Source organism: Mesorhizobium sp. M0571, assembly GCF_040320985.1.
Taxonomy (GTDB): Bacteria; Pseudomonadota; Alphaproteobacteria; order Rhizobiales; family Rhizobiaceae; genus Mesorhizobium.
This window is the reverse complement of sequence record NZ_JAMYQT010000012.1, coordinates 41782-61498: the sequence shown is the minus strand read 5'-3', so window position 1 is coordinate 61498 and position 19717 is coordinate 41782. Positions and strand designations below refer to the sequence as shown.

At 62.9% G+C, this 19717-nt stretch carries 23 protein-coding genes; 14 read left to right on the top strand and 9 right to left on the bottom strand.

The genetic code is table 11. From position 1 onward, the window contains the following. Positions 1-166 precede the first annotated feature (166 nt). The 3 genes from NKI85_RS16050 (at position 167) to NKI85_RS16040 (ending at position 2520) form a co-directional block, all read left to right on the top strand. A complete protein-coding gene (locus NKI85_RS16050) occupies positions 167-976 on the top strand; it encodes a transglutaminase-like domain-containing protein (protein ID WP_352525885.1) in 810 nt (269 codons plus the stop codon). Positions 977-1084: 108 nt separating this feature from the next. Further along, positions 1085-2050, top strand: a complete 966-nt coding sequence (locus tag NKI85_RS16045) for a cation diffusion facilitator family transporter (RefSeq protein ID WP_352525887.1) — start codon at positions 1085-1087, stop codon at positions 2048-2050. 65 nt (positions 2051-2115) lie between these two features. Next, the gene (locus NKI85_RS16040; protein ID WP_352525888.1) at positions 2116-2520 is read left to right on the top strand and encodes a GFA family protein; all 405 of its coding nucleotides are present in this window, start codon (positions 2116-2118) and stop codon (positions 2518-2520) included. A 46-nt stretch (positions 2521-2566) separates the two neighbouring features. On the opposite strand, the gene NKI85_RS16035 is transcribed toward NKI85_RS16040, so the two are convergent. Next, entirely contained in the window at positions 2567-3829 is a 1263-nt protein-coding gene (locus NKI85_RS16035) for a DNA recombination protein RmuC (RefSeq protein ID WP_352525889.1), read from the bottom strand. Between the two features lie 103 nt (positions 3830-3932). Between NKI85_RS16035 and def the strand changes: the two genes are divergently transcribed. From def to truA, 6 genes are all read left to right on the top strand, one after another. After that, complete coding sequence (gene def, locus NKI85_RS16030; RefSeq protein ID WP_352525891.1) at positions 3933-4463, top strand: peptide deformylase; 531 nt, start codon at positions 3933-3935, stop codon at positions 4461-4463. 96 nt (positions 4464-4559) lie between these two features. After that, the gene (locus NKI85_RS16025) at positions 4560-4847 is read left to right on the top strand and encodes a plasmid stabilization protein (protein WP_352525971.1); all 288 of its coding nucleotides are present in this window, start codon (positions 4560-4562) and stop codon (positions 4845-4847) included. Continuing rightward, positions 4844-5269, top strand: a complete 426-nt coding sequence (locus NKI85_RS16020) for a type II toxin-antitoxin system VapC family toxin (protein ID WP_352525893.1) — start codon at positions 4844-4846, stop codon at positions 5267-5269. The genes NKI85_RS16025 and NKI85_RS16020 overlap by 4 nt, the downstream gene beginning before the upstream one ends. A 46-nt stretch (positions 5270-5315) precedes the next feature. Next, positions 5316-6245, top strand: coding sequence for a methionyl-tRNA formyltransferase (gene fmt / locus NKI85_RS16015; RefSeq protein WP_352777004.1), 930 nt, complete (start codon positions 5316-5318; stop codon positions 6243-6245). Further along, entirely contained in the window at positions 6242-6751 is a 510-nt protein-coding gene (locus NKI85_RS16010; protein ID WP_352525894.1) for a GNAT family N-acetyltransferase, read from the top strand. Before fmt ends, NKI85_RS16010 begins: the two co-directional genes overlap by 4 nt. 18 nt (positions 6752-6769) lie before the next feature. Beyond that, entirely contained in the window at positions 6770-7531 is a 762-nt protein-coding gene (gene truA, locus NKI85_RS16005; protein WP_352525896.1) for a tRNA pseudouridine(38-40) synthase TruA, read from the top strand. On the opposite strand, the gene NKI85_RS16000 is transcribed toward truA, so the two are convergent. Both NKI85_RS16000 and dapE read right to left on the bottom strand, forming a co-directional pair. Then, positions 7528-8127: a transporter gene (locus NKI85_RS16000; protein ID WP_352525974.1), complete on the bottom strand. Its 600-nt coding sequence runs from the start codon at positions 8125-8127 to the stop codon at positions 7528-7530. The genes truA and NKI85_RS16000 overlap by 4 nt on opposite strands. 2 nt (positions 8128-8129) lie before the next feature. Continuing rightward, positions 8130-9329 carry a succinyl-diaminopimelate desuccinylase gene (gene dapE / locus NKI85_RS15995; RefSeq protein WP_352525898.1) on the bottom strand — a complete coding sequence of 400 codons (1200 nt, stop codon included), beginning with the start codon at positions 9327-9329 and terminating at the stop codon, positions 8130-8132. Positions 9330-9457: 128 nt separating this feature from the next. On the opposite strand from dapE, the gene NKI85_RS15990 reads away from it, so the two are divergent. Continuing rightward, positions 9458-10489 carry a 2-dehydropantoate 2-reductase gene (locus NKI85_RS15990; protein ID WP_352525899.1) on the top strand — a complete coding sequence of 344 codons (1032 nt, stop codon included), beginning with the start codon at positions 9458-9460 and terminating at the stop codon, positions 10487-10489. Here the strand turns inward: NKI85_RS15990 and NKI85_RS15985 are convergent. The 4 genes from NKI85_RS15985 to dapD all read right to left on the bottom strand — a co-directional run bounded on the left by NKI85_RS15985 (position 10479) and on the right by dapD (position 13886). After that, positions 10479-11579, bottom strand: coding sequence for a GGDEF domain-containing protein (locus NKI85_RS15985; RefSeq protein WP_352525900.1), 1101 nt, complete (start codon positions 11577-11579; stop codon positions 10479-10481). The two genes, NKI85_RS15990 and NKI85_RS15985, sit on opposite strands and share 11 nt — an antisense overlap. A 234-nt stretch (positions 11580-11813) precedes the next feature. Next, positions 11814-12602: a hypothetical protein gene (locus NKI85_RS15980; RefSeq protein ID WP_352525902.1), complete on the bottom strand. Its 789-nt coding sequence runs from the start codon at positions 12600-12602 to the stop codon at positions 11814-11816. A gap of 21 nt (positions 12603-12623) precedes the next feature. Then, positions 12624-13001 carry a DUF805 domain-containing protein gene (locus NKI85_RS15975; RefSeq protein WP_352525904.1) on the bottom strand — a complete coding sequence of 126 codons (378 nt, stop codon included), beginning with the start codon at positions 12999-13001 and terminating at the stop codon, positions 12624-12626. Positions 13002-13031: 30 nt separating this feature from the next. Continuing rightward, the gene (gene dapD / locus NKI85_RS15970) at positions 13032-13886 is read right to left on the bottom strand and encodes a 2,3,4,5-tetrahydropyridine-2,6-dicarboxylate N-succinyltransferase (RefSeq protein ID WP_352525906.1); all 855 of its coding nucleotides are present in this window, start codon (positions 13884-13886) and stop codon (positions 13032-13034) included. 145 nt (positions 13887-14031) lie between these two features. Between dapD and NKI85_RS15965 the strand changes: the two genes are divergently transcribed. Then, positions 14032-14871: an LOG family protein gene (locus NKI85_RS15965; protein WP_023718198.1), complete on the top strand. Its 840-nt coding sequence runs from the start codon at positions 14032-14034 to the stop codon at positions 14869-14871. A gap of 37 nt (positions 14872-14908) precedes the next feature. On the opposite strand, the gene NKI85_RS15960 is transcribed toward NKI85_RS15965, so the two are convergent. Further along, positions 14909-15616, bottom strand: coding sequence for a pyrimidine 5'-nucleotidase (locus NKI85_RS15960; protein WP_352525907.1), 708 nt, complete (start codon positions 15614-15616; stop codon positions 14909-14911). 161 nt (positions 15617-15777) lie between these two features. Here NKI85_RS15960 and NKI85_RS15955 point away from each other — a divergent pair, with 161 nt between their 5' ends. Then, complete coding sequence (locus NKI85_RS15955) at positions 15778-16539, top strand: GGDEF domain-containing protein (RefSeq protein WP_352525909.1); 762 nt, start codon at positions 15778-15780, stop codon at positions 16537-16539. Between the two features lie 31 nt (positions 16540-16570). Here NKI85_RS15955 and phhA read toward each other — a convergent pair whose 3' ends face one another. After that, complete coding sequence (gene phhA, locus NKI85_RS15950) at positions 16571-17404, bottom strand: phenylalanine 4-monooxygenase (RefSeq protein ID WP_352525911.1); 834 nt, start codon at positions 17402-17404, stop codon at positions 16571-16573. Positions 17405-17545: 141 nt separating this feature from the next. On the opposite strand from phhA, the gene NKI85_RS15945 reads away from it, so the two are divergent. Beyond that, positions 17546-18022, top strand: coding sequence for an Lrp/AsnC family transcriptional regulator (locus NKI85_RS15945; RefSeq protein ID WP_352525913.1), 477 nt, complete (start codon positions 17546-17548; stop codon positions 18020-18022). A 102-nt stretch (positions 18023-18124) separates the two neighbouring features. Further along, on the top strand, positions 18125-19693 hold the full coding sequence (gene bchE, locus NKI85_RS15940; RefSeq protein WP_352525915.1) for a magnesium-protoporphyrin IX monomethyl ester anaerobic oxidative cyclase: 1569 nt from the start codon (positions 18125-18127) through the stop codon (positions 19691-19693). Positions 19694-19717 lie beyond the last annotated feature (24 nt).

The window sequence follows — 19717 nt, the reverse complement described above, 5'->3', positions numbered from 1 at the left end:
TTCGACTGCAAGAGGCCGTTGCCATGCGAGCGCCTTGGCCGATGGCTGTCAACCGGTTTCTAATTCCCTCGCAAACCGCGGCGGTCCGTGCGATGGTCTTCTTCGCACTGCAGCATCAGCCCTGCGTTTCGCCGGCTGATGATCGGGCAGGCCGGTCAGGACGACAATGCGGATCCACATCGGTTGCCAGATGAGCTTCGACTTCCCGCAGGAAACACCGCTGATCGCGATGCTAAACGTCCATTATTCGCGCGCATCCGATCTCGAGCGGCCGGACTTCCTGACGTCGAACCCGCCGGTGCCGATCGAAAGCTACCGCGACAGTTTCGGCAATTGGTGCAACCGTCTTGTTGCGCCGGCCGGGCGCTTTGCGTTCGGCACGGACGCGGTGATCCGCGACCCCGGTTCCTTCGAGACGCGCGACCTGACGGCCTGGCAGCACGAGGTGCGCGATCTGCCGTCGGAGACGCTGCTGTTCTTGCTGCCCAGCCGCTACTGCGAAAGCGATGTGCTGGCGAGCGAAGCGTGGCGGCTGTTCGGCAACACCCCGCTCGGTATTCCGCGCGTCCAGGCGGTCTGCGACTTCGTCCATAACCATATCGTCTTCAACTATTTCAATGCACGGCCGACACGCACCGCCGCCGAAGCCTATCGCGAGCAGAGTGGTGTGTGCCGCGACTTTGCCCACCTCGCCGTCGCCTTCTGCCGCGCCCTGAACATTCCGACCCGCTACTGCACCGGGTATATCAGCGATATCGGCCTGCCAAAGCCGTGGTCGGAGATGGATTTCGCCGCCTGGATGGAGGTTTATCTCGGCGGCCGCTGGCACGCGTTCGACCCGCGCAATAACGCGCCGCGCATCGGCCGCATCCTGATTGCCTCCGGACGCGATGCCGCCGATGTGCCGCTCACCCACATTTTTGGACCGGGCGCGCTGGCTGACTTCAAGGTCTGGACGGAGGAGGTCGTGGAATAGCCCCTCGCGCTGCCCTTTTGAACAACTCGACGCTTCGGGCGTTGTGACAGCTGTGGAGCTTGGGCGGATGCTCCGCTAATCTCGGTGCATCAACCAAGGCAGCACACCATGGCGGCGCATGGCGGGTCGAAAAAAGTGATCTACGCGGCGCTCGCCGGCAATCTCGCGATCGCACTGACCAAATTCGCCGCTGCCTTGTTCACCGGCAGCTCGGCGATGCTCTCGGAAGGCGTCCACTCGCTCGTCGATACCGGCAATGGCAGCCTGCTGCTTTACGGCATGCACCGTGCCGCCCGCCCGGCCGATCGCACGCATCCGCTCGGCCATGGCCGCGAGCTGTATTTCTGGAGCTTCATCGTCGCGCTCCTCGTCTTTGCGCTGGGCGCCGGTATATCGTTCTACGAAGGCGTGATGCACATCATGGCGCCAGAGCCGATCGCCAGCGCCAAGGTGAACTATTTTGTACTTGGCCTTTCCTTTCTGTTCGAAGGAAGCACCTGGCTGGTGGCGCTGAAGGAATTCCGCCGGCAAAAGGGCAGCCACGGCTGGCTCGAGGCGGTGCAGCTCAGCAAGGATCCGAGTGTCTACACCGTGCTTTTCGAGGACAGTGCGGCACTTCTCGGGCTTGTTGTTGCCTTCGCCGGCATATCGGCGGCGGAGCTGCTGGAGATGCCGGAGCTCGACGGCGCCGCGTCGATCGGCATCGCGCTGATCCTGGGCGCGACCGCGATCTTCCTGGCGCGCGAAAGCAAGAGCCTGCTGCTGGGCGAGCCGGCCTCGCCCGAGGTGCAGACAAAGGTGCTGGCCATCGTCCAGCTGGATCCGGCGGTGCAGCGGGCCAACGGCGTGCTGACGCTGCATATGGGTCCGCAGGAGATCGTCGCCGCCCTGAGCGTCGAATTCGAGGACCATCTATCGGCGCCCGAAATCGAAAACTGCGTCGAGCGCATGGAGGCGCGGCTGCAAACGGAAATGCCGGAGATCACGCGGCTGTTCGTCAAGCCGCAGACCAGCGGCACCTGGGAACAGCGGAGCAAGGCCATGGCGGCGGCGTCCGGAGAAGAACCGGGCTGACGAAACGGATGCGCCACCGGACGCTCCCAGCTATAATCAGCAGGAACAGCTCGGGAGGAACGAAGATGAAAATCGACGGCGGGTGCCATTGCGGCGCCATCACTTACGAGGCCGAGGTCGATCCGGAAAAGACCAGCATTTGCCACTGCATCGATTGTCAGCAATTAACCGGAACGGCCTTTCGCGTGACCGTGCCGGCGTCCGAGGACAATTACAGGATCATCAAGGGCACGCCGAAGATCTACATCAAGACCGCTTCGAGCGGCGCCAAGCGTGCCCAGGCTTTTTGCGGCGAGTGCGGTTCGCACCTCTACGCCACCTCGGTGGGTGACGGACCGAAGGTTTACGGCATCAGGGTCGGCACAGCGCGGCAACGTGATCAACTGGTGCCGAGAAAGCAGATCTGGCACCGCTCGGCACTGCATTGGCTGCCGGAATTCGAAGGCACGACCGTCATCGAGGAGCAGTAGCGCCGGAGCCGGGCCAGGCTCTCGTCTCCGGGTTCCAGCATAGCTCTCAATCGTCGCCTTCGACGACCCTCAGTCTCAATTGCCCGGTTTTCGAATCGGCGACACGCGGGCTGCTTTCCGCTTTTGCTCCGCCGCCATTCGAACCAGCGGTGTCCTCCGCCGGTTGCGCGCCAAACTCCAGTGCCTCGATCTTTTGCCCGCGCCTGGTCACCTTGGATGTCGAGACGAGGATGTCATCGATGTCCTTGGCCGATTGGCCGAAATGCGTCTGCAATTTGCGCACCCGCTCATCGAGCCGTGAGACGTCTTCCATCAGCCGGATGACTTCGCCCTGGATCAGGTGCGCCTGCTCGCGCATGCGAGCATCCTTGAGGATTGCCTGGATGACCTGGATCGACAGCATCAAAAGCGACGGCGAGACGATGACGATGCGGGCGCGGTGCGCCTTGTGGACAACCGCTTCGAAGTTCTCATGGATCTCGGCGAATACCGATTCCGAGGGTACAAACATGAAGGCGGTGTCCTGCGTCTCACCTTGGATCAGGTATTTTTCGGAAATATCACGGACATGTACCTCGATGTCGCGGCGGAAAGCCTGTGCGGCGGACTTCTGCAGGTCGGCGCCTTCGGCGGCACGGATGGCATTCCAGGCTTCGAGCGGAAACTTTGCGTCGATGGCAAGTGCGGGCGCGCCATTCGGCATTTTCACCAGGCAGTCGGGCCGGCTGCCATTCGACAAGGTCGCTTGGAATTCATAGGCACCGTGCGGCAGGCCGTCGGCGACGATCGCCTCCATGCGCGACTGGCCGAAGGCGCCGCGCGTTTGCTTGTTGGAGAGGATCGCCTGAAGTTGCACGACCTGGCTAGCGAGCGACTGGATGTTGCCTTGCGCGGTATCGATGACCGCGAGCCGCTCCTGCAGCTTGGCAAGGCTCTCATGCGTCGATCTCGTCTGCTCGGTCATGGTCTGGCCAAGACGGCCGGTCATGGCGTCGAGGCGCTGGCCGATCGACTGCGTGAGTTCCGCCTGCCGCGCCCCGAACACTTCGGCGATGGCACCCATGCGGCCCTGCATTTCCGCCTGGCTTGCCAAGATGCCGGCCATCCGCGCCTCGGCGTCGCGGGCGTGGTCGGCGGATTCCGCGGCCGCCACCGCACGCGCCTTGGCCGATCGCCACAGCGCGACGACAAGCGCCACGAACAGCCCGAGGAACAGCATTGCGCCGAACGCCAGGGCATGGCCGAGCGTGATCGTGGTGGCGCCGAGCCGGGCGACAGGTTCGGACAGGATGGCGGCCAGTTCGTTCATGCCGACAGCATAGATGATTCGGGACGCCGGCACAGATCAAAACGTGAACGGCCCGGAGGCGCCCCGGTTGACGCTTTTCGTGCGACGTCTTAGGTGAGACGCCATGTCGATCAAGCCGCTTATCATCCTTCCCGATCCCGTCCTGCGTCAGGTTTCGAAACCGGTCGAGCGTGTCGACGGCGATCTGCGCAAACTGGCCGGCGACATGCTGGACACCATGTATGACGCGCCCGGTATCGGACTGGCGGCGATCCAGGTCGGCGAACCTTTGCGCGTGCTGGTGATCGACCTGGCCAAGGAGGACGAGACGCCGGCGCCGCACGTCTTCATCAATCCAGAAATCCTCGAAAGCTCCGACCAGCGTTCGGTCTACGAGGAAGGCTGCCTGTCGATCCCGGACTACTATGCCGAGGTCGAGCGCCCCGCGGCGGTGCGGGTGAAATATCTCGATCGCGACGGCAAGCTGCAGGAGATCGAGGCCGAGGGGCTGATGGCGACTTGCCTGCAGCATGAGATCGACCATCTCAATGGCGTGCTGTTCATCGATTATATCTCCAAGCTGAAGCGCGACATGGTGGTCAAGAAGTTCAAGAAGCTCGCCAAGGATAAGATGCCGGGCAAGATGGTGGGGTAGCTCACTCGATAATCCGCCAAACGTTACAGCCAGACTTTAATTCTCCTTGAGCAACTCTCTTCGCGATGATATCATTGATATCAAATGGAGGCGGCGATGGGCGATATGCTGATCAGAAATATTCCCGAACCGTTGAAGCATGAAATCGAACAGGCGGCGCAGAGGGGCGGCCAGAGCTTGTCACGCAAGGCGATCGACCTTTTGCGGAAAGGTATGATCGCCGAAAAAGAGAGCAGGCCGGAGCCGGGCGTTTCCGCGTGGGACGCCATCCGCGGAGCATTCGCTGCCGAAAACGCAATTGGCGACGAATTCGCAGAAATAATGGACGAAATCGAAGCGGAACGGAAACGCGACTTCGGTCGCCCGGTCAAGGATTTCGAGTGATTGTCCTCGATACCAACATTGTCTCGGAAGCCAGCAAACCCGCGCCCGATTCGAATGTCTCCGCATGGTTTCGCAAACAGAATTTTCTTGAGCTCTACATGTGTGGCCCCGTCATCATGGAGCAGTCTTTGGGCGCGGAAAAATTTTTGAACAGGACAGGATCGGACCGTTATGTTCGCGTGCTCGACCACCTGATTTCGCAGCAGTTTGCCGGCCGCGTCGTGGATTTTTCCGGCTCGGTCCCTCGCCTGGCCGGAAAGCTTCGCGCCGCACGGGAGCAACATGGCCGCCCGATCAGCCTCCCTGACGCGATGATCGCCGCAATCTGCCTGGCGCATGACGCCACGCTTGCGACCCGCAACGTCCGCGACTTCGACGGGCTTGACCTGAAGCTCGTAAACCCGTTTGAAGCGGGTGCCTGAGCCGATTTAGCGGCCCGATCAAGACGGATCCCGGAACAAAATGCCCCTGCGCGTCATCTTCATGGGTACGCCTGAATTCTCGGTGCCGACGCTGCGGGCGATTGCCGAGGCCGGGCATGAATTGGCAGCCGTCTACACGCAGCCGCCGCGCGCCGCGGGCAGGCGCGGGCTTGAGCTGACGCCGTCGCCGGTGCAGCGCGAGGCCGAGCGGCTGGGCGTCGACGTGCGGTCGCCGGTGTCGCTGAAAGGCGAGGCGGAGCAGGACGCGTTCCGCGCTTTGCGCGCCGACGTCGCCGTGGTGGTCGCCTACGGGCTGCTTCTACCCAAACCCATTCTCGAGGCGCCGCGGCTCGGTTGCCTCAACGGCCACGCATCGCTGTTGCCGCGTTGGCGCGGCGCTGCCCCCATCCAGCGCGCCATCATGGCCGGCGACGCCGAGACGGGCATGATGGTGATGCGCATGGACGAAGGCCTCGACACCGGCCCTGTGGCAATGGTTGAAAAATGTGCCATTGGACCCGACATGACGTCCGGCGATCTGCAACACCGGCTGATGGTCGCGGGTGCTGCGCTGATCGTGGAAGCACTCGAACGGCTGGAACGGAATACGTTGACATTTACCACACAGGCAGAGGTGGGGGTGACCTACGCCAAGAAAATCGATAAATCGGAGACTCGCATAGATTGGCTGCGGCCTGCCGGCGACGTGCACAACCAGATTCGCGGCCTGTCGCCCTTTCCCGGTACATGGTGCGAGGCCGAAATCGGCAGCCGCATGGAACGGCTGAAACTGCTTCGCTCGACGCTCTCGCAAGGCGCCGGCGAACCGGGAGGAATTCTCGACGATCGGCTGACGGTTGCCTGCGGGTCAGGCGCGATCAGGCTGGTCGAAGTTCAACGTGCGGGCGGAAAGCCCATTGCCGCGCAGGAGCTTCTGCGCGGGGCCAAGCTCGAAAAAGGAATGAAATTGTCATGAGCATGATGTCCATACGCGCGGCGACGCCGCGGGACCGCGAGGCGATCCGCCTTGTCGAAGAACACGCATTCGGCCAGCAGGCGGAGGCCGGACTGGTCGACGCGCTGGTCACCGGTGGTGATGCCGTCGTCGAACTGGTGGCGGACGAAGACGGGCAAGTGGTCGGCCATATCCTCTTTTCACGGCTCTTCGTGCAGAATGGCGGCAAGAGCTTCCCGGCGGTGGCGCTGGCGCCTCTGGCGGTCGAGCCGTCGTTCCACGGCACGGGCATCGGCGGTGCGCTGGTCCGCGAGGCGCATATCCGCCTGAGGGCTGCCGGCGAGACGCTCGCCGTGGTGCTCGGCGATCCGGCCTATTATGGCCGTTTCGGCTACGGCCGTGCCCGTGCCGCCAAATTCGACAGCGACTATCAGGGCGAAGCCCTGCAGGCGCTTGCCTGGGGCGAGGCGCCGGAGACCGGCAGGCTGGTCTACGCCTCGGCCTTCGGCTCAGCCCTCGCCGCCTGATTTCGTCTTGATCCGGGAATGCCGCGTTTTCGCCTCGACATCGAATATGACGGCAGTCTTTATGCCGGCTGGCAACGACAGGCCAACCAGCCTTCGGTGCAGCAGGCAATCGAGCAGGCGATCGAGAAATTCTGCGGCGAGCAGGTTTCGCTTCGCGCCGCCGGCCGCACCGATGCCGGCGTCCACGCGACCGCTCAGGTCGCGCATGTCGATCTGATCAAGGCATGGCCCGGCGACAAGGTGCGCGATGCGGTCAACGCCCATCTGCAGGCGGCCAAGGCGCGCATCGCCATTCTCGAGGCGGCCGTTGTGCCGGATGGGTTCGATGCGCGTTTCTCGGCGATCGGCCGCCACTACCGCTACCGCATCGTCAACCGGCGCGCGCCGGCGGCGCTCGACAAGGGCAAGATCTGGTGGGTACCGAAGCAGCTGGATGCCGGGGCCATGCACGAAGCGGCAAAGGTGCTACTTGGCCGGCATGATTTCACCACCTTCCGCTCGACCCAATGCCAGGCCGCCAGCCCGGTCCGCACGCTCGACCGGCTGGACGTCAGCCGCACCGGCGATTTGATCGAAGTTCACGCTTCGGCGCGGTCCTTCCTGCACAATCAGGTGCGCTCGATGGTCGGTTCGCTCAAGCGCGTCGGCGAAGGCGGCTGGACTATTGCCGACCTGAAGGCGGCGCTCGAGGCGCGCGACCGTGCCGCCTGCGGCCAGGTGGCGCCGCCCGACGGGCTTTTTCTCGTGCGCGTGGATTATCCGGCTGCCGGAAATATCTAGACACCGTCAGGCATGCTGATCCCGAGCAGCGCCTGCAGGCCGAACAGCACGATCAGCGACGCCACGAACATGCCGGCAAAAACAGCGGTGCCGGCAGCCGCACCCTTGCCGATGGCAACGTTGGTCATCCGCCAGGTCAGCACCATCGACAGCGCGAACAACAGCAGCGACACCAGCCCGGAGACTTCGTCGGCGGACGACAGAAAAAGCCGGATCAACGCTGACGGCAGCATCATCCAGGCGATAATCGCCGAGGCCCAGTTGCTGGCCACTACATAATGCACATAACGGCCGCCCACACCGACCCGAGGCGCGACCAGAGCGAGGGCGATGAGCGGCAGCACCCAGGCACCGATGTCAACGGCGGCCAGGCGGATTAATATGCTGAAACGTCCGGCGAACGCATCGGGATCGCCGATCTCGTTGGCAAGGCCCACCCAGCCGACGATCATTGCCGGCGCCGCGACGACGATGGCAAAAAAGGAATTCCAGAAACCGTCTGCCGAAAGGTCGAGCTGGCGAAATCCGTCGGCCTTGCCGAGCATCAGCCGCCAGGCGCCGGCAAGCGAAGCATAGGTTTCGTCCGCTGAAAGCATCACTAGGATATGTCCTGCGCAAACCAATCTTCAACGAAGCGCAGGTAAATCTGCGTCAGCGTCTCAAGGTCGGCAATCGCCACGCGTTCGTCGACCATGTGCATGGTCTTGCCGACCAGGCCGAATTCGACCACCGGACAATAATCCTTGATGAAGCGGGCATCGGAGGTGCCGCCGGAGGTGGAGAGCGCAGGCTTCCTGCCGGTCACCGCCTTGACCGAACCGCCAAGCGTCTCGATCAACCTGTCGTCGCGTGTCAGGAAAACATGGCTCGGCCCGTCGCGCCAGACGATCTCGTAGTCGACCGGTGTCTTCTTGCCGGCGCGGTATTTCTTGCGTTTCGCCGCCCGGTCGAGGCGGTTGTGGATCTCAGCCTGGATCGTCTCGGCAGTCCATGTGTCGTTGAAGCGGATATTGAAGGTAGCCGCCGCCTTCGCCGGGATGACGTTGGTGGCAGGATTGCCGACATCGATGGAGGTCACTTCAAGATTGGTCGGCTGGAAATCCCTTGTTCCGTTGTCGAAGACGGGGTGCAGCAAGGCGTCGACCAGCGTCATCAGGCCGCGCACCGGGTTGTCGGCTAGCTGCGGATAGGCGGCGTGGCCCTGACGGCCGTTGACGACGACCGTGCCCGACAGCGAGCCGCGCCGACCGATCTTGATCATATCGCCAAGCGCGTCGGGATTGGTTGGCTCGCCGACGATCGAGGCATCCCATTTCTCGCCCTTGGCAGCCGCCCATTCGAGCAGCTTCGTCGTGCCGTTGATCGCCGGCCCTTCCTCATCACCGGTTATCAGCAGCGAGACCGATCCCCTCGGGCCGCCCTTCTGCTCAACATGTCGCGCCACCGCCGCCACGAAACAGGCGATGCCGCCCTTCATGTCGACGGCGCCGCGGCCGAACATCTCGCCATTGGCGATCTCTGCGGCAAAGGGCGGGTGCGTCCAGGCTGCTTCGTCGCCCGCCGGTACCACATCGGTATGGCCGGCAAACATCAGGTGCGGGCCATTGCCGGAACGCCGCGCATAAAGGTTCTCGATGTCCGGAGTGCCGGCTTCGGAAAACACCGGGCGCTCGACCGCAAAGCCGAGCGGCTTCAGCATCGCCTCCAGCGCGCTCAGCGCACCGCCTTCGGCGGGCGTCACCGAAGCGCAGCGGATGAGAGCAGCGACGTTTCTGGCCGGATCGGTAGGCAGCGTCATGGCAAAAGCGATAGTCGAAAGCGCAAGGCCTGTCACGGCCAGACGTGAGGGCCAGCCATGCCGCCGACATTATGGTTTTCATGTCGTATAATTGCGGCAAGGCCTCTCGATCAGGACAGGGCTATCGCATGGTCACGCGTGGCAAGACGATCGTAATCGCCGGTGCCGGCAGTATCGGCTGCTATGCCGGCGGCTGCCTGATACTTGCCGGGCGAAAGGTGGTTCTGCTGGCGCGACCGCGCATCGAGAAGGCCCTGCAAAAAGGTGGATTGCGCATCACCGACCCTGACGGCCGCGACCGCTCGATCAAGCCCGACGCATTGTCGGTCACGGCGGACCCGGCAGCCGCATTCTCCGTTGCCGATATCATCGTGGTGACGGTCAAGAGCGGCGCGACGCAAGACATGGCCGGGCTGATTGCCGCCCATGCCCGACCGGACGCGGTGATACTCAGCCTGCAGAACGGCGTCGACAATGCCGATAAATTGCGAGCCCATCTCGCCCCCCGGCCGGTGCTCGCGGGCATGGTGCCGTTCAATGTGGTCCAATCGCCGGAGGGCGAATTGCCGCTTCGCCTGCATCGCGCCAGCGGCGGCAAAGTGATGATCGACGAGAGTCCGACAGGCCTCGATGAACTGCTTGACGTCGAGGGGTTTGCCGTCACCACGCATGGCGACATCAAAGCGGTGTTGTGGGGCAAGCTGCTGCTCAACCTCAACAACGCGCTGGTGGCGCTTTCCGGCCTGCCGCTGGCGGCAGAGCTTGCCGATCGCCGCTGGCGGCTGGTCCTGGCCGGCCAGATCGACGAAGCATTGGCGGCAATGACGGCGACAGGCACCGAACCCGCTCGCATCTGCGGCCTGCGTCCCGCACTGTTGCCGAAAATGCTTCGCCTGCCCGACTGGCTGTTCAAGCTCTTGGCGCGGCGGATGCTTGCGATCGATCCGGACGCGCGTTCGTCGATGTGGGATGACCTGCAGCGCCGCCGGCCGACGGAGATCGGCGAACTGCAAGGCGCGGTCCTGCGCCTGGCCGAAAAGGCCGGCACGCCGGCGGCTTTGCTGAAGCGTGTCACGGCACTGGTCCGCGCGGCCGAGCAGGAGAGGCGCGGATCGCCCTGCTTGACGCCGGAAGCCGTCGCGGCGACTGTCAGATCGTAGCCCGCAGAGGCGCCCAGTAACGGCCCTTGCCGGTGCGCTTGGCTTCGTAGAGCGCATGGTCGGAACAGGTGAGCAGGATTTCCGGATCGCCCCCGTCGGCGGGTGCGAAGGCACTGCCGACGCTCAAGCCGACATGGATGGCAGAACCGACCCCGAGGTCGAAAGGCACCGAAACCTTTTCGATGGCCCGCTTTGCCAGATAGGTGGCCTCGATCTCCGAGGTTGCGGGCAAAAGGATGACAAATTCGTCGCCGCCGATACGGAAGACCACGTCGCCCGGCCGGAAGCCGCGCTTCAATCGTTCGGCGACCTTGCGCAGCAGCACGTCGCCGACCGCGTGGCCAAAACGGTCGTTGACCTGTTTGAAGCCGTCGAGATCCATGCTGAGCACTGCAAACGGCTTGCCACCATTGGCGGCCGGCGCCGCAAGGTCGCGGCACATGTCGCGCAATTTCTCCTGCAGGAAGATGCGGTTTGGCAGGCCGGTCAGCGCGTCCTTGATGGCCAGGTCGCGATTGTCCAGCTCGGCGCGGATCATGCGGGCATTGATCGCGTGGTTCTGAAGCAGCACGATGATGACGCCGGCCACATAGAACGGCGTTTGAATTCCGACGATCGACATTCCGGGCGCCGCAGAAAACAGTGCGCCAACCACGTAAGGCAGGCTTACGGCCAACATGACGAATATGGCGAAGCGCGGGGTCGCCGCGTTGCGTGACGACACCACGCCAACGACACCGGCGACATTCAAGGCGGCCAGTACGGAAAGCGCCATATTCCCACTGGCAACACAGCCATAGCAGCCAAGGCCGAAAACAACCGACCATACGCCACTGGCTGCCATCAGGCCCGCCAGCGGCCCCTTCGAGCCGCGCCTGCGGGCCTGCTCGCATTCCCGCATCAGCAAAACGCGGACGGCGAAAAGCATCAGGTCGGCTGCGATCCAGGCGTAGGGCCACCAATCCCCGGTGGCAAGTGCGGTGCTGACCGCAACCAACAGAACGCTGACGGTACCGAACAGGACTGCGAATTTGCGATCGAAGGTGGTGTCGAGAAGCCGTGCACGGACAGCTTCCGGTTCCAATTTCATCGGCGAAGAGAACCAGGCAAACAGGCGAGCGCCGACGCTCCACGTTTTGCGTGGCTCCGTGGTCGTCAGGGATAGGTCGCTTGCCAGTCGAGCGCTCCGTGCCGGTCGACACAGTCTTCGCCGGCATGCTGGGCCAGGGTGATTAACATTCGCTTAGAGCATCCGGCCCAAACCGGGCTTTCGGAAAATCCGCGGCTCCGCCGCTCTAGAGGACCTGCCGCCGGGTCGCGGGTTTTAACTTGCCGGCCCCGGTCGTTTGCGGACCGCAGGCCGACGCGGCGGACCTGGCTCGGGATCGGTCTTCCCCGCACGTGCCGGCTGCCCATGAGGGGTTTCGATCAGCGTGATCTTCTGCCAGATCTTTCGCGACAGGTTCGAAGCCAGGTTCTCGATGTCGTTGACGCCGTCGATGACCACGGTGTCATTGACCGACTGCGCAAACAGCGCGGCGATCTTGCCGGTGATCGACAGCATTTCGGAGCAGTAGTCGAGATAGCGGGCAAGGTCGGCGGCATTGGTGATGCGGGCTGGCGAATGCGGCGTCGGCTTGAAACTGGCTGAAAGCGCTGCCGGATCCTTGGTCAGCTGGTGCATGTCGATGACATGGATCAGCGAACGCAACCCGTGGAGCTGGCGAAACACCCGCTTGCGCTTGATCCGCTCCTCGGAGCGGATCAGGGCCAGGAAGCCCAGCACGGCGAGGATGATCATGTTGAGTGAGGCTTCGATGCCTTGCACCGACTGGAAGGCGTCGTGGTTTCCCGAAATGCGGCCGAGCGGCAGGATCGTGCCGACGAACAGGAACATCAGCGCTCCGACGGCGAAGGCGGCGATGATGAGGCCGCGCAGCCACCAGATCGGCGCCTCTAGCGCCTTGGCGGCTTTTGCCAGATCGCGCGACAGCGACACGAGCTCGGCGGCGACGCCGTGCAAGCCTGCATCGGGAAAGCGCTCGGCGATGCGCTCTTCCAGCCGTTCGGCGGTTTCGAGGATCAGTTTCGAATCAAGCGAGCGGTAGCGCATGACGAAATGTCCGATCGGCGCTCAGGGTTCGGCCGGTGCATTGGTGCGCTTGCCGTAGCGGTTGGGGCCCGGCTGCCCGGGAAATAGGCAAAGCACGAGAAAAGCGATGATCGAGACAACCGGCACGAACAACACCAGTGCCGCAACACCCGGCTTGTCGAGGTCATGCAACCGCTTCACCGCCAGCACCACGTTCGACCAAAGCGAGGCAATGAAGGCGATGAAGAAAATGAACGACCACATGTTGCTCTCGGTAGTGCCTTCCGGCACCAGCGTGAAACGATAGAGCGGGAAGGCCTGTATGATGGCCACCAGCAGTCCTCCCAGAAAATAGACCGCGCGGCTGACGCGGCCCGAAGTTCTAAAGAAAAGCCAGATGAGGTCTGATCTGTCAGGCAAGCGAATCCCGTTCGTATTCGTGGGGAAAGATCAATCGCGAAGCAATTCGTTGATCGAGGTCTTGGACCGGGTCCTGGCGTCGACCCGCTTGACGATGACGGCGCAGTAGAGGCTGGGGCCGGGCTCGCCGTTCGGCAAGGGCTTGCCCGGCAGGGAGCCGGCGACGACGACGGAATTGGCCGGCACTTCGCCGTAGAAGATCTCGCCGGTGGCACGGTCGACGATTTTGGTCGACTGGCCGATGAAGACGCCCATGCCGAGCACGGAGCCTTCGCGCACGATGCAGCCCTCGACCACTTCCGAGCGCGCGCCGATGAAGCAATTGTCCTCGATGATGGTGGGGCCGGCCTGCATCGGCTCCAGCACGCCGCCGATGCCGACGCCGCCCGACAGATGGACGTTCTTGCCGATCTGGGCGCAGGAGCCGACCGACGCCCAGGTGTCGACCATGGTGCCGCTGTCGACATAGGCGCCGACATTGACGAAGGACGGCATCAGCACGACGCCCGGCGCGACATAGGCGGAGCGGCGCACGATCGACGACGGCACGGCGCGGAAGCCGGCCTTCTCGAAATCGACGGCGCTCCAGCCGTCGAACTTCGAGGGCACCTTGTCCCACCATACCGCCTGACCGGGACCACCCTTGATGATCTCCATCGGATTGAGCCGGAAGGACAGCAGCACCGCTTTCTTCAGCCACTGGTTGACGTGCCATTTGCCGTCGGCCTGGTGCTCGGCGACGCGGGCGACACCCCGGTCGAGCAGGTCGAGCGCCGACTGGATGGCCTCACGCGTCTCGCCGCGGGTTGCGGTCGAAATCGTGTCGCGTTCCTCGAAGGCGTTCTCGATGATCTTCTCGAGACTCGCGAGATCGGGCTTCGACATGAATTCGCTCCATTACCAAGCTGTTAAGGGCCGGCGCCTTAACCTGTTTGAAAGTCGCGCGGACCCTATGTGAAGGCTTGGGGAGGGTCAATCGCGGCAGCGTCACGGGACGGCGCAAGTGAATGATTGGACGGGTAAAGCTGAAATGACTCCTATGGAAAAGGCGGGGTGGACGCCGCTGCCGCATTCGGACGAGGACCTGGAGCGGTCGAAAAGCGTGCCGGACACGCCGCAAACGCGCGCGGAGACGTATCGGCTGGCCTGGAACGACCCCGATTTCATGACGCGGCGCGAGTTGCGCGCGGTCAGGCTGCAGCTCGAACTGCTGAAGCCGGAGATGATCCTGGCCGAGCGCGGCATTCAATCGACCGTCATCCTGTTCGGCGGCGCCCGCATCCCCGAACCCGGCGGTGAGGCCTGGGCGGCCAAGAACGAGACGCAGAAGAAGAACCTCGAGCAAAACAGCAAATATTATGAGGAGGCGCGCAAATTCGCCCGCCTCTGCTCGCAGCAGTCGGCCACCTCGTACTATCGCGAATTCGTCGTGGTGACTGGCGGCGGGCCTGGTGTCATGGAGGCCGGCAATCGCGGCGCCGATGATGTCGGCGCGCCATCGATCGGGCTCAACATCGTGCTGCCGCACGAACAGGCGCCAAACGCTTACGTGACGCCGGAGCTCTGCTTCAATTTCCACTATTTCGCGGTCCGCAAGATGCATTTCGTCATGCGTGCCAAGGCCGTTGCGGTGTTTCCCGGCGGCTTCGGCACGATGGACGAATTCTTCGAGACGCTGACCCTGATCCAGACCGGCCGCATGGAACGCGTGCCGGTCATCCTGTTCGGCAAGGCTTTCTGGGCAAGGGCGATCGACCTCGATTTCCTCGCCGAGCAAGGCACGATCACGCCCGGCGACCAGGACATCATCGATTTCGTCGACACCGCCGACGAGGCCTGGGGGATCGTCAGCCGCTTCTACAAGCTCTGATGCATAGGAAACAAAGGTTTGAACCGCGCCGCCGCGATCAAGCGGTGACTTCGACGATCGCCGTGAGAAAGCTGGCGAGGTCGTCGGTGACGAAGTCCACGTCGTCCTCATTGGCCGGGTCGCGCTCCCAGATTTCCGAGAAGGTCGGCTCGAAATTGCGCGGCACCACCAGCACCGTGGTCATGCCCAGCGATTTCGGCACCGACAGGTTGCGGGCGAGATCTTCGAACATCACCGCATTTTGCCCGGTAACAGCGTGGAGTTCGGCAAATTTCTCGTAGGACTGCCGTGCCGGCTTGGGATTGAGCCCGGCTGCGACAATGTCGAAAATGTCGTCGAAATGCTCGAGGATACCGAGCTGCCGCGCGGTGCGTTCGGCATGCCGGCGATCGCCATTGGTGAAGATGAATTTACGGCCGGGAAGCTGGCGTATGGCCGTGCCAAGGACAGGATCGGGCACCAGCCAGGAATAATCGATGTCGTGCACTTTCTCGAGAAAATCGTCGGGGTCGATGCCGTGGCGCGTCATCAATCCGTTCAGTGTCGTGCCGTATTCCCGGTAGAGCTCCTTTTGCAGCTTGCGTGCTTCCTCGCGCGGCAGCGTCAGCAACTCTCCGACATAGGCGGTCATCTTCACATCGATCTGCGAGAACAGATTCGAATGGTGCGGATAGAGCGTGTTGTCGAGATCGAACACCCAGTCGGTGACATGGGCAAAGCGGGCGGGATCGGGAAGCGCGGTCATACCGTCCTTATGGCACGAAACGATCTTTCTAGCAGGGGGTTTATCCACAACCTATGCGCGCTAAGAGTGGTAAAAAACGCGACACGATTAAAATCTTACGCATCGCCGAAAGGTGACATTCAGCGCTTGCTGACACGAAGACGGACCAGTGGGAGCAAGCGATGAATCGCATATTTCTAAAGTCTGCCGCCATCGCTTTCGCCTCCGTCGCCGCCTCACTTCTGTTGACGCTGATCGTTGTTCCGGCAATGGGGTTTTCGATCAATCGCACCATCTGGCTGACGTCGACCCTATGCCCGCTCGCTCTGGCCTGGGGCGCCGGCGCCTATTCGTTCTGGCAGAGCGAAAGGTTGAAAAACGCGCACCGCGACCTTGCTCGCAATCATGCCCAGCTTGCCGCCGCGCATCGGCGCCTGGCGGAAAAGGCGAGCCGCGACGACATGACCGGCATGCTCAACCGCGAAAGTTTCTTTGGCGCCCTCGACGGCTCCCGGCGCAAATCCGATCGCGGCGCATTGCTGATCATCGATGCCGACCATTTCAAGACCATCAACGACAGTTACGGCCATCTGATCGGCGACGACGCGCTGCTTCTGATCGCAAATGCAATAGAGCGCGGCGTGCGTAGCGGCGACATGCTTGGCCGCATCGGCGGCGAGGAATTCTGCGCCTTCCTGATCGGCGCCACCGAACACGAAGCCAGGCGCGTCGCCGAGCGCATCCGCCGTGAAGTCGAGTGTATCCGTTTCCGCCCCGTCGACGAACGAACGGTTCCGCTGACCGTCAGTATTGGCGGCATCACCTGCGGCGAGGAAATCGACGTGTCGGATCTGATGCGAGCCGCCGATCGGCGGCTCTACGAGGCCAAGCATCGCGGCCGCAATCTGTCGGTCCTCGACAGGGACATTTCCGAAGCGGCGTGAGCCTTGGCGGTCGTTAAGAAGAACTAACCTTTTAGATCTTTGCCGGGTCGAGCGCCGGCTCGCCTTTGCGGCGCGCGACGATCGCCGCAAGATCGGCAGTCTCGAAAGCATCACGCAGGACGTCGAAGGATGGCAGTACGAAATAGGCGCGCTGGAACTTGTCGATCTCGTAGCCGGTGCGCATTACGGTTTCCAGGTCGAAGGGGACATGGTGCGCCTCGCCGCCTTCAACGGCGAACTGAAGCTCCGTGAAGGATGACATCAGCCCGGCGCCGAAAGCCTTCAGCGGCTGGCCCGCCTCGCGCATCAGCCCGTATTCGACGGTGTACCAGTAAAGCCGGGTGATCATCTCGTCGCCGCCGAGCGCAATCACGCTGTCGGCCTTCTTGCCATACATCTGCATGAAGTCGGCAAAGACCGGCTGCGTCAGGATCGGCACGTGACCGAAGAAATCGTGGAACATGTCGGGCTCGACAATGTAGTCGAGCTCCTTTTGGGTTCGCAGCCAGTTGGTGACCGGGAACCGGCGGTTGGCGAGGTGGTCGAAGAACGGCGTGGCGGGAATGAGCCCCGGCACAGCGACGATCTCCCAGCCGGTGAGCTTGCGCAGCTTCTCGCTGACCGCACCGAAGTCCGGGATCTTGTCGAGAAGGCCGAGCGCCGCGACGCCATCGAGGTAGGAGTGGTGGGCCAGCTTCCTGGTCAGCTTCGTCTGGCGGTCGCACAGCGTGCGCCACACCGCCTGTTCTTCGTCGGTATAGTTATAGCCCTGCGCCACGGTGAAATCGGCACGGCAGACCGAATAATCGCCGCGAAGGCCTCGCGCCGCGCATTCGCGGGCATAGTCGGCAACGTTCATCGTCATTGGTTTGCTCTCCCTACAAATCATGATTAGCGGATTGCCGGAAATTCTAGCCGGAGGGCGCGAGGCAAATCAGCTTTGATGGTGGCCCAAATGCGGGCTTGGAGGTAAAAGACTCCACGATCGAGCTTCGGGAGAGTGAAAATGCCTCAGTTTGACGAATTCGAGATCAAGATGCTCGACATCCTGCAGCGCGACGGGCGCAAGCCGGTATCGGAGCTGGCGCAGGAGATCGGCCTGTCGACGACACCTTGCGCGCGGCGCTTCGAGGCTCTTCAGCAGGCGGGCATCATTAAGGGCTTCGCCGCGGTGCTCAGCCGTCGCGCCGTCGGGCTGATGGTCGAGGTGTTCATCCAGGTGCGCTTGACCAGCCACAGCGACGGCTCGCCCGAAAGCTTCATCGCCGCCGTTCAGCGCATGGACGAGGTGTCCTCATGCTGGACCATGACCGGCGACCATGATTTCCTGCTGCATGTGATGGTGCCGTCGGTCGACGAGCTCAATGCCTTCGTCATGCACCGGCTGATGCGGCTCGAAGGCGTGCGCGACGTCCACACCCAGCTTGTGCTGCAGAACATCAAGGGGCCTGGCCATGTCCCGCTTGCACATCTCAGACGATAGGCATTTCTGCGGAAAAGCTGCACACAAACTGCTGAAGCGAGCCAATCTCCGGAGCTAGATCGCCGACTACGACATGCGGACCGCCATTGCATAAGGTCCGCCATGAAAATCGTCCTGATCAACCCGCCGCATACAGCTATCGGCAGCCGTGTGCCGGACGACCACCTGCCGCCGCTCGGTCTGCTGGCACTGGGCGGTCCGCTGATCGACGCGGGACATGAAGTGCGGCTTGTCGACGCCGAATTCGGGCCGATGCCGCTTGCCACGCTGGTCCGGGACGCCTTGAGCGACCATCCCGACTGCATTCTGATCGGCCATTCCGGCTCGACCTCTGCGCATCCGATAGCCCTGCTGATCGCCGGCATGGTCAAGCACATCGATCCGGCGACAATCCTGATCTATGGCGGCGTGTTCCCCACCTATCACTGGCGCGACATACTGGCCGAAACGGATGCCTTCGACTTCATCGTGCGCCGCGAGGGCGAGGCGACAATCGTGGCGCTGGTCGAGGCGCTGGAGAAACGCAAGCCGCTGTCGGACGTGGCGGGCATCGCCTTTCCTGACGATTTGCGGCGGCCCTTCGCCACCAAGCCGGCAAGGACGATCGCCAACCTCGACGACTACCGCGTCGGCTGGGAACTGATCGATCATCGCCGCTATAGCTATTGGGGAGGCAAGCGTGCGGTGGTCATGCAGTTCTCGCGAGGCTGCCCGCATCTGTGCAACTATTGCGGCCAGCGTGGCTTCTGGACGCGCTGGCGGCATCGCGACCCCGTGAAATTCGCGCAAGAGATCGCCTGGCTGTACCGGCAGCATGGCGTCGAGCTGATCAACCTCGCCGACGAGAACCCGACATCCTCCAAAAAAGCCTGGCGCGCCTTTCTCGATGCGATGATCGCCGAGAATGTGCCGGTGCTGATCGTCGGCTCGACCCGCGCCGACGACATCGTCCGCGATGCCGACAGCCTGCATCTCTATCGCAAGGCCGGCGTCATCCGCTGGCTGCTTGGCATGGAAAACACCGACGAGCAGACGCTCCAGTTGATCCGCAAGGGCGGCAGCACCTCATCCGACCGCGAGGCGATACGGCTGCTGCGCCTCAACGGCATCTTGTCGATGGCGACCTGGGTGGCCGGTTTCGAGGACGAAAGCCTCCGTGACCTCTGGCGCGGCTTCCGCCAGCTGATCGCCTATGACCCCGACCAGATCCAGGCGCTCTACGTCACGCCGCACCGCTGGACGCCGTTCTTCAGGATTGCCAGGGATCGCAAGGTGATCCAGCTGGATGCCCGCCTGTGGGACTACAAGCATCAGGTGCTGCAGATGACCCGGCTCAAGCCGTGGATATTGTTCTTCGCCGTCAAGCTGATCGAACTGGCAGTACAGTCGCGGCCAAAGGCTCTGGCGCGTATCCTGTTCCACAAGGATCCGGAGCAACGGCATTCGATGCGCTGGTACACAAAAATGGGCCGCCGCGTCTGGTTCCGCGAAGTCTGGGGCTTTCTGGTCCGCGACCGCCGCCTGAAAAATGGGCCGACGCTGGCCGAATTCTGGGGCGCGCCGCAGGACGAGGAAGAGGAATCGATGGTGGTCGCGCACCCGGCGCGCAGGCTGACACCGCCTGGGATCACGATTTCGCCGCGGCCTGACCGGCTCCGGGCAATCTCTTAACAAACATACGCAACGTATGTGTAT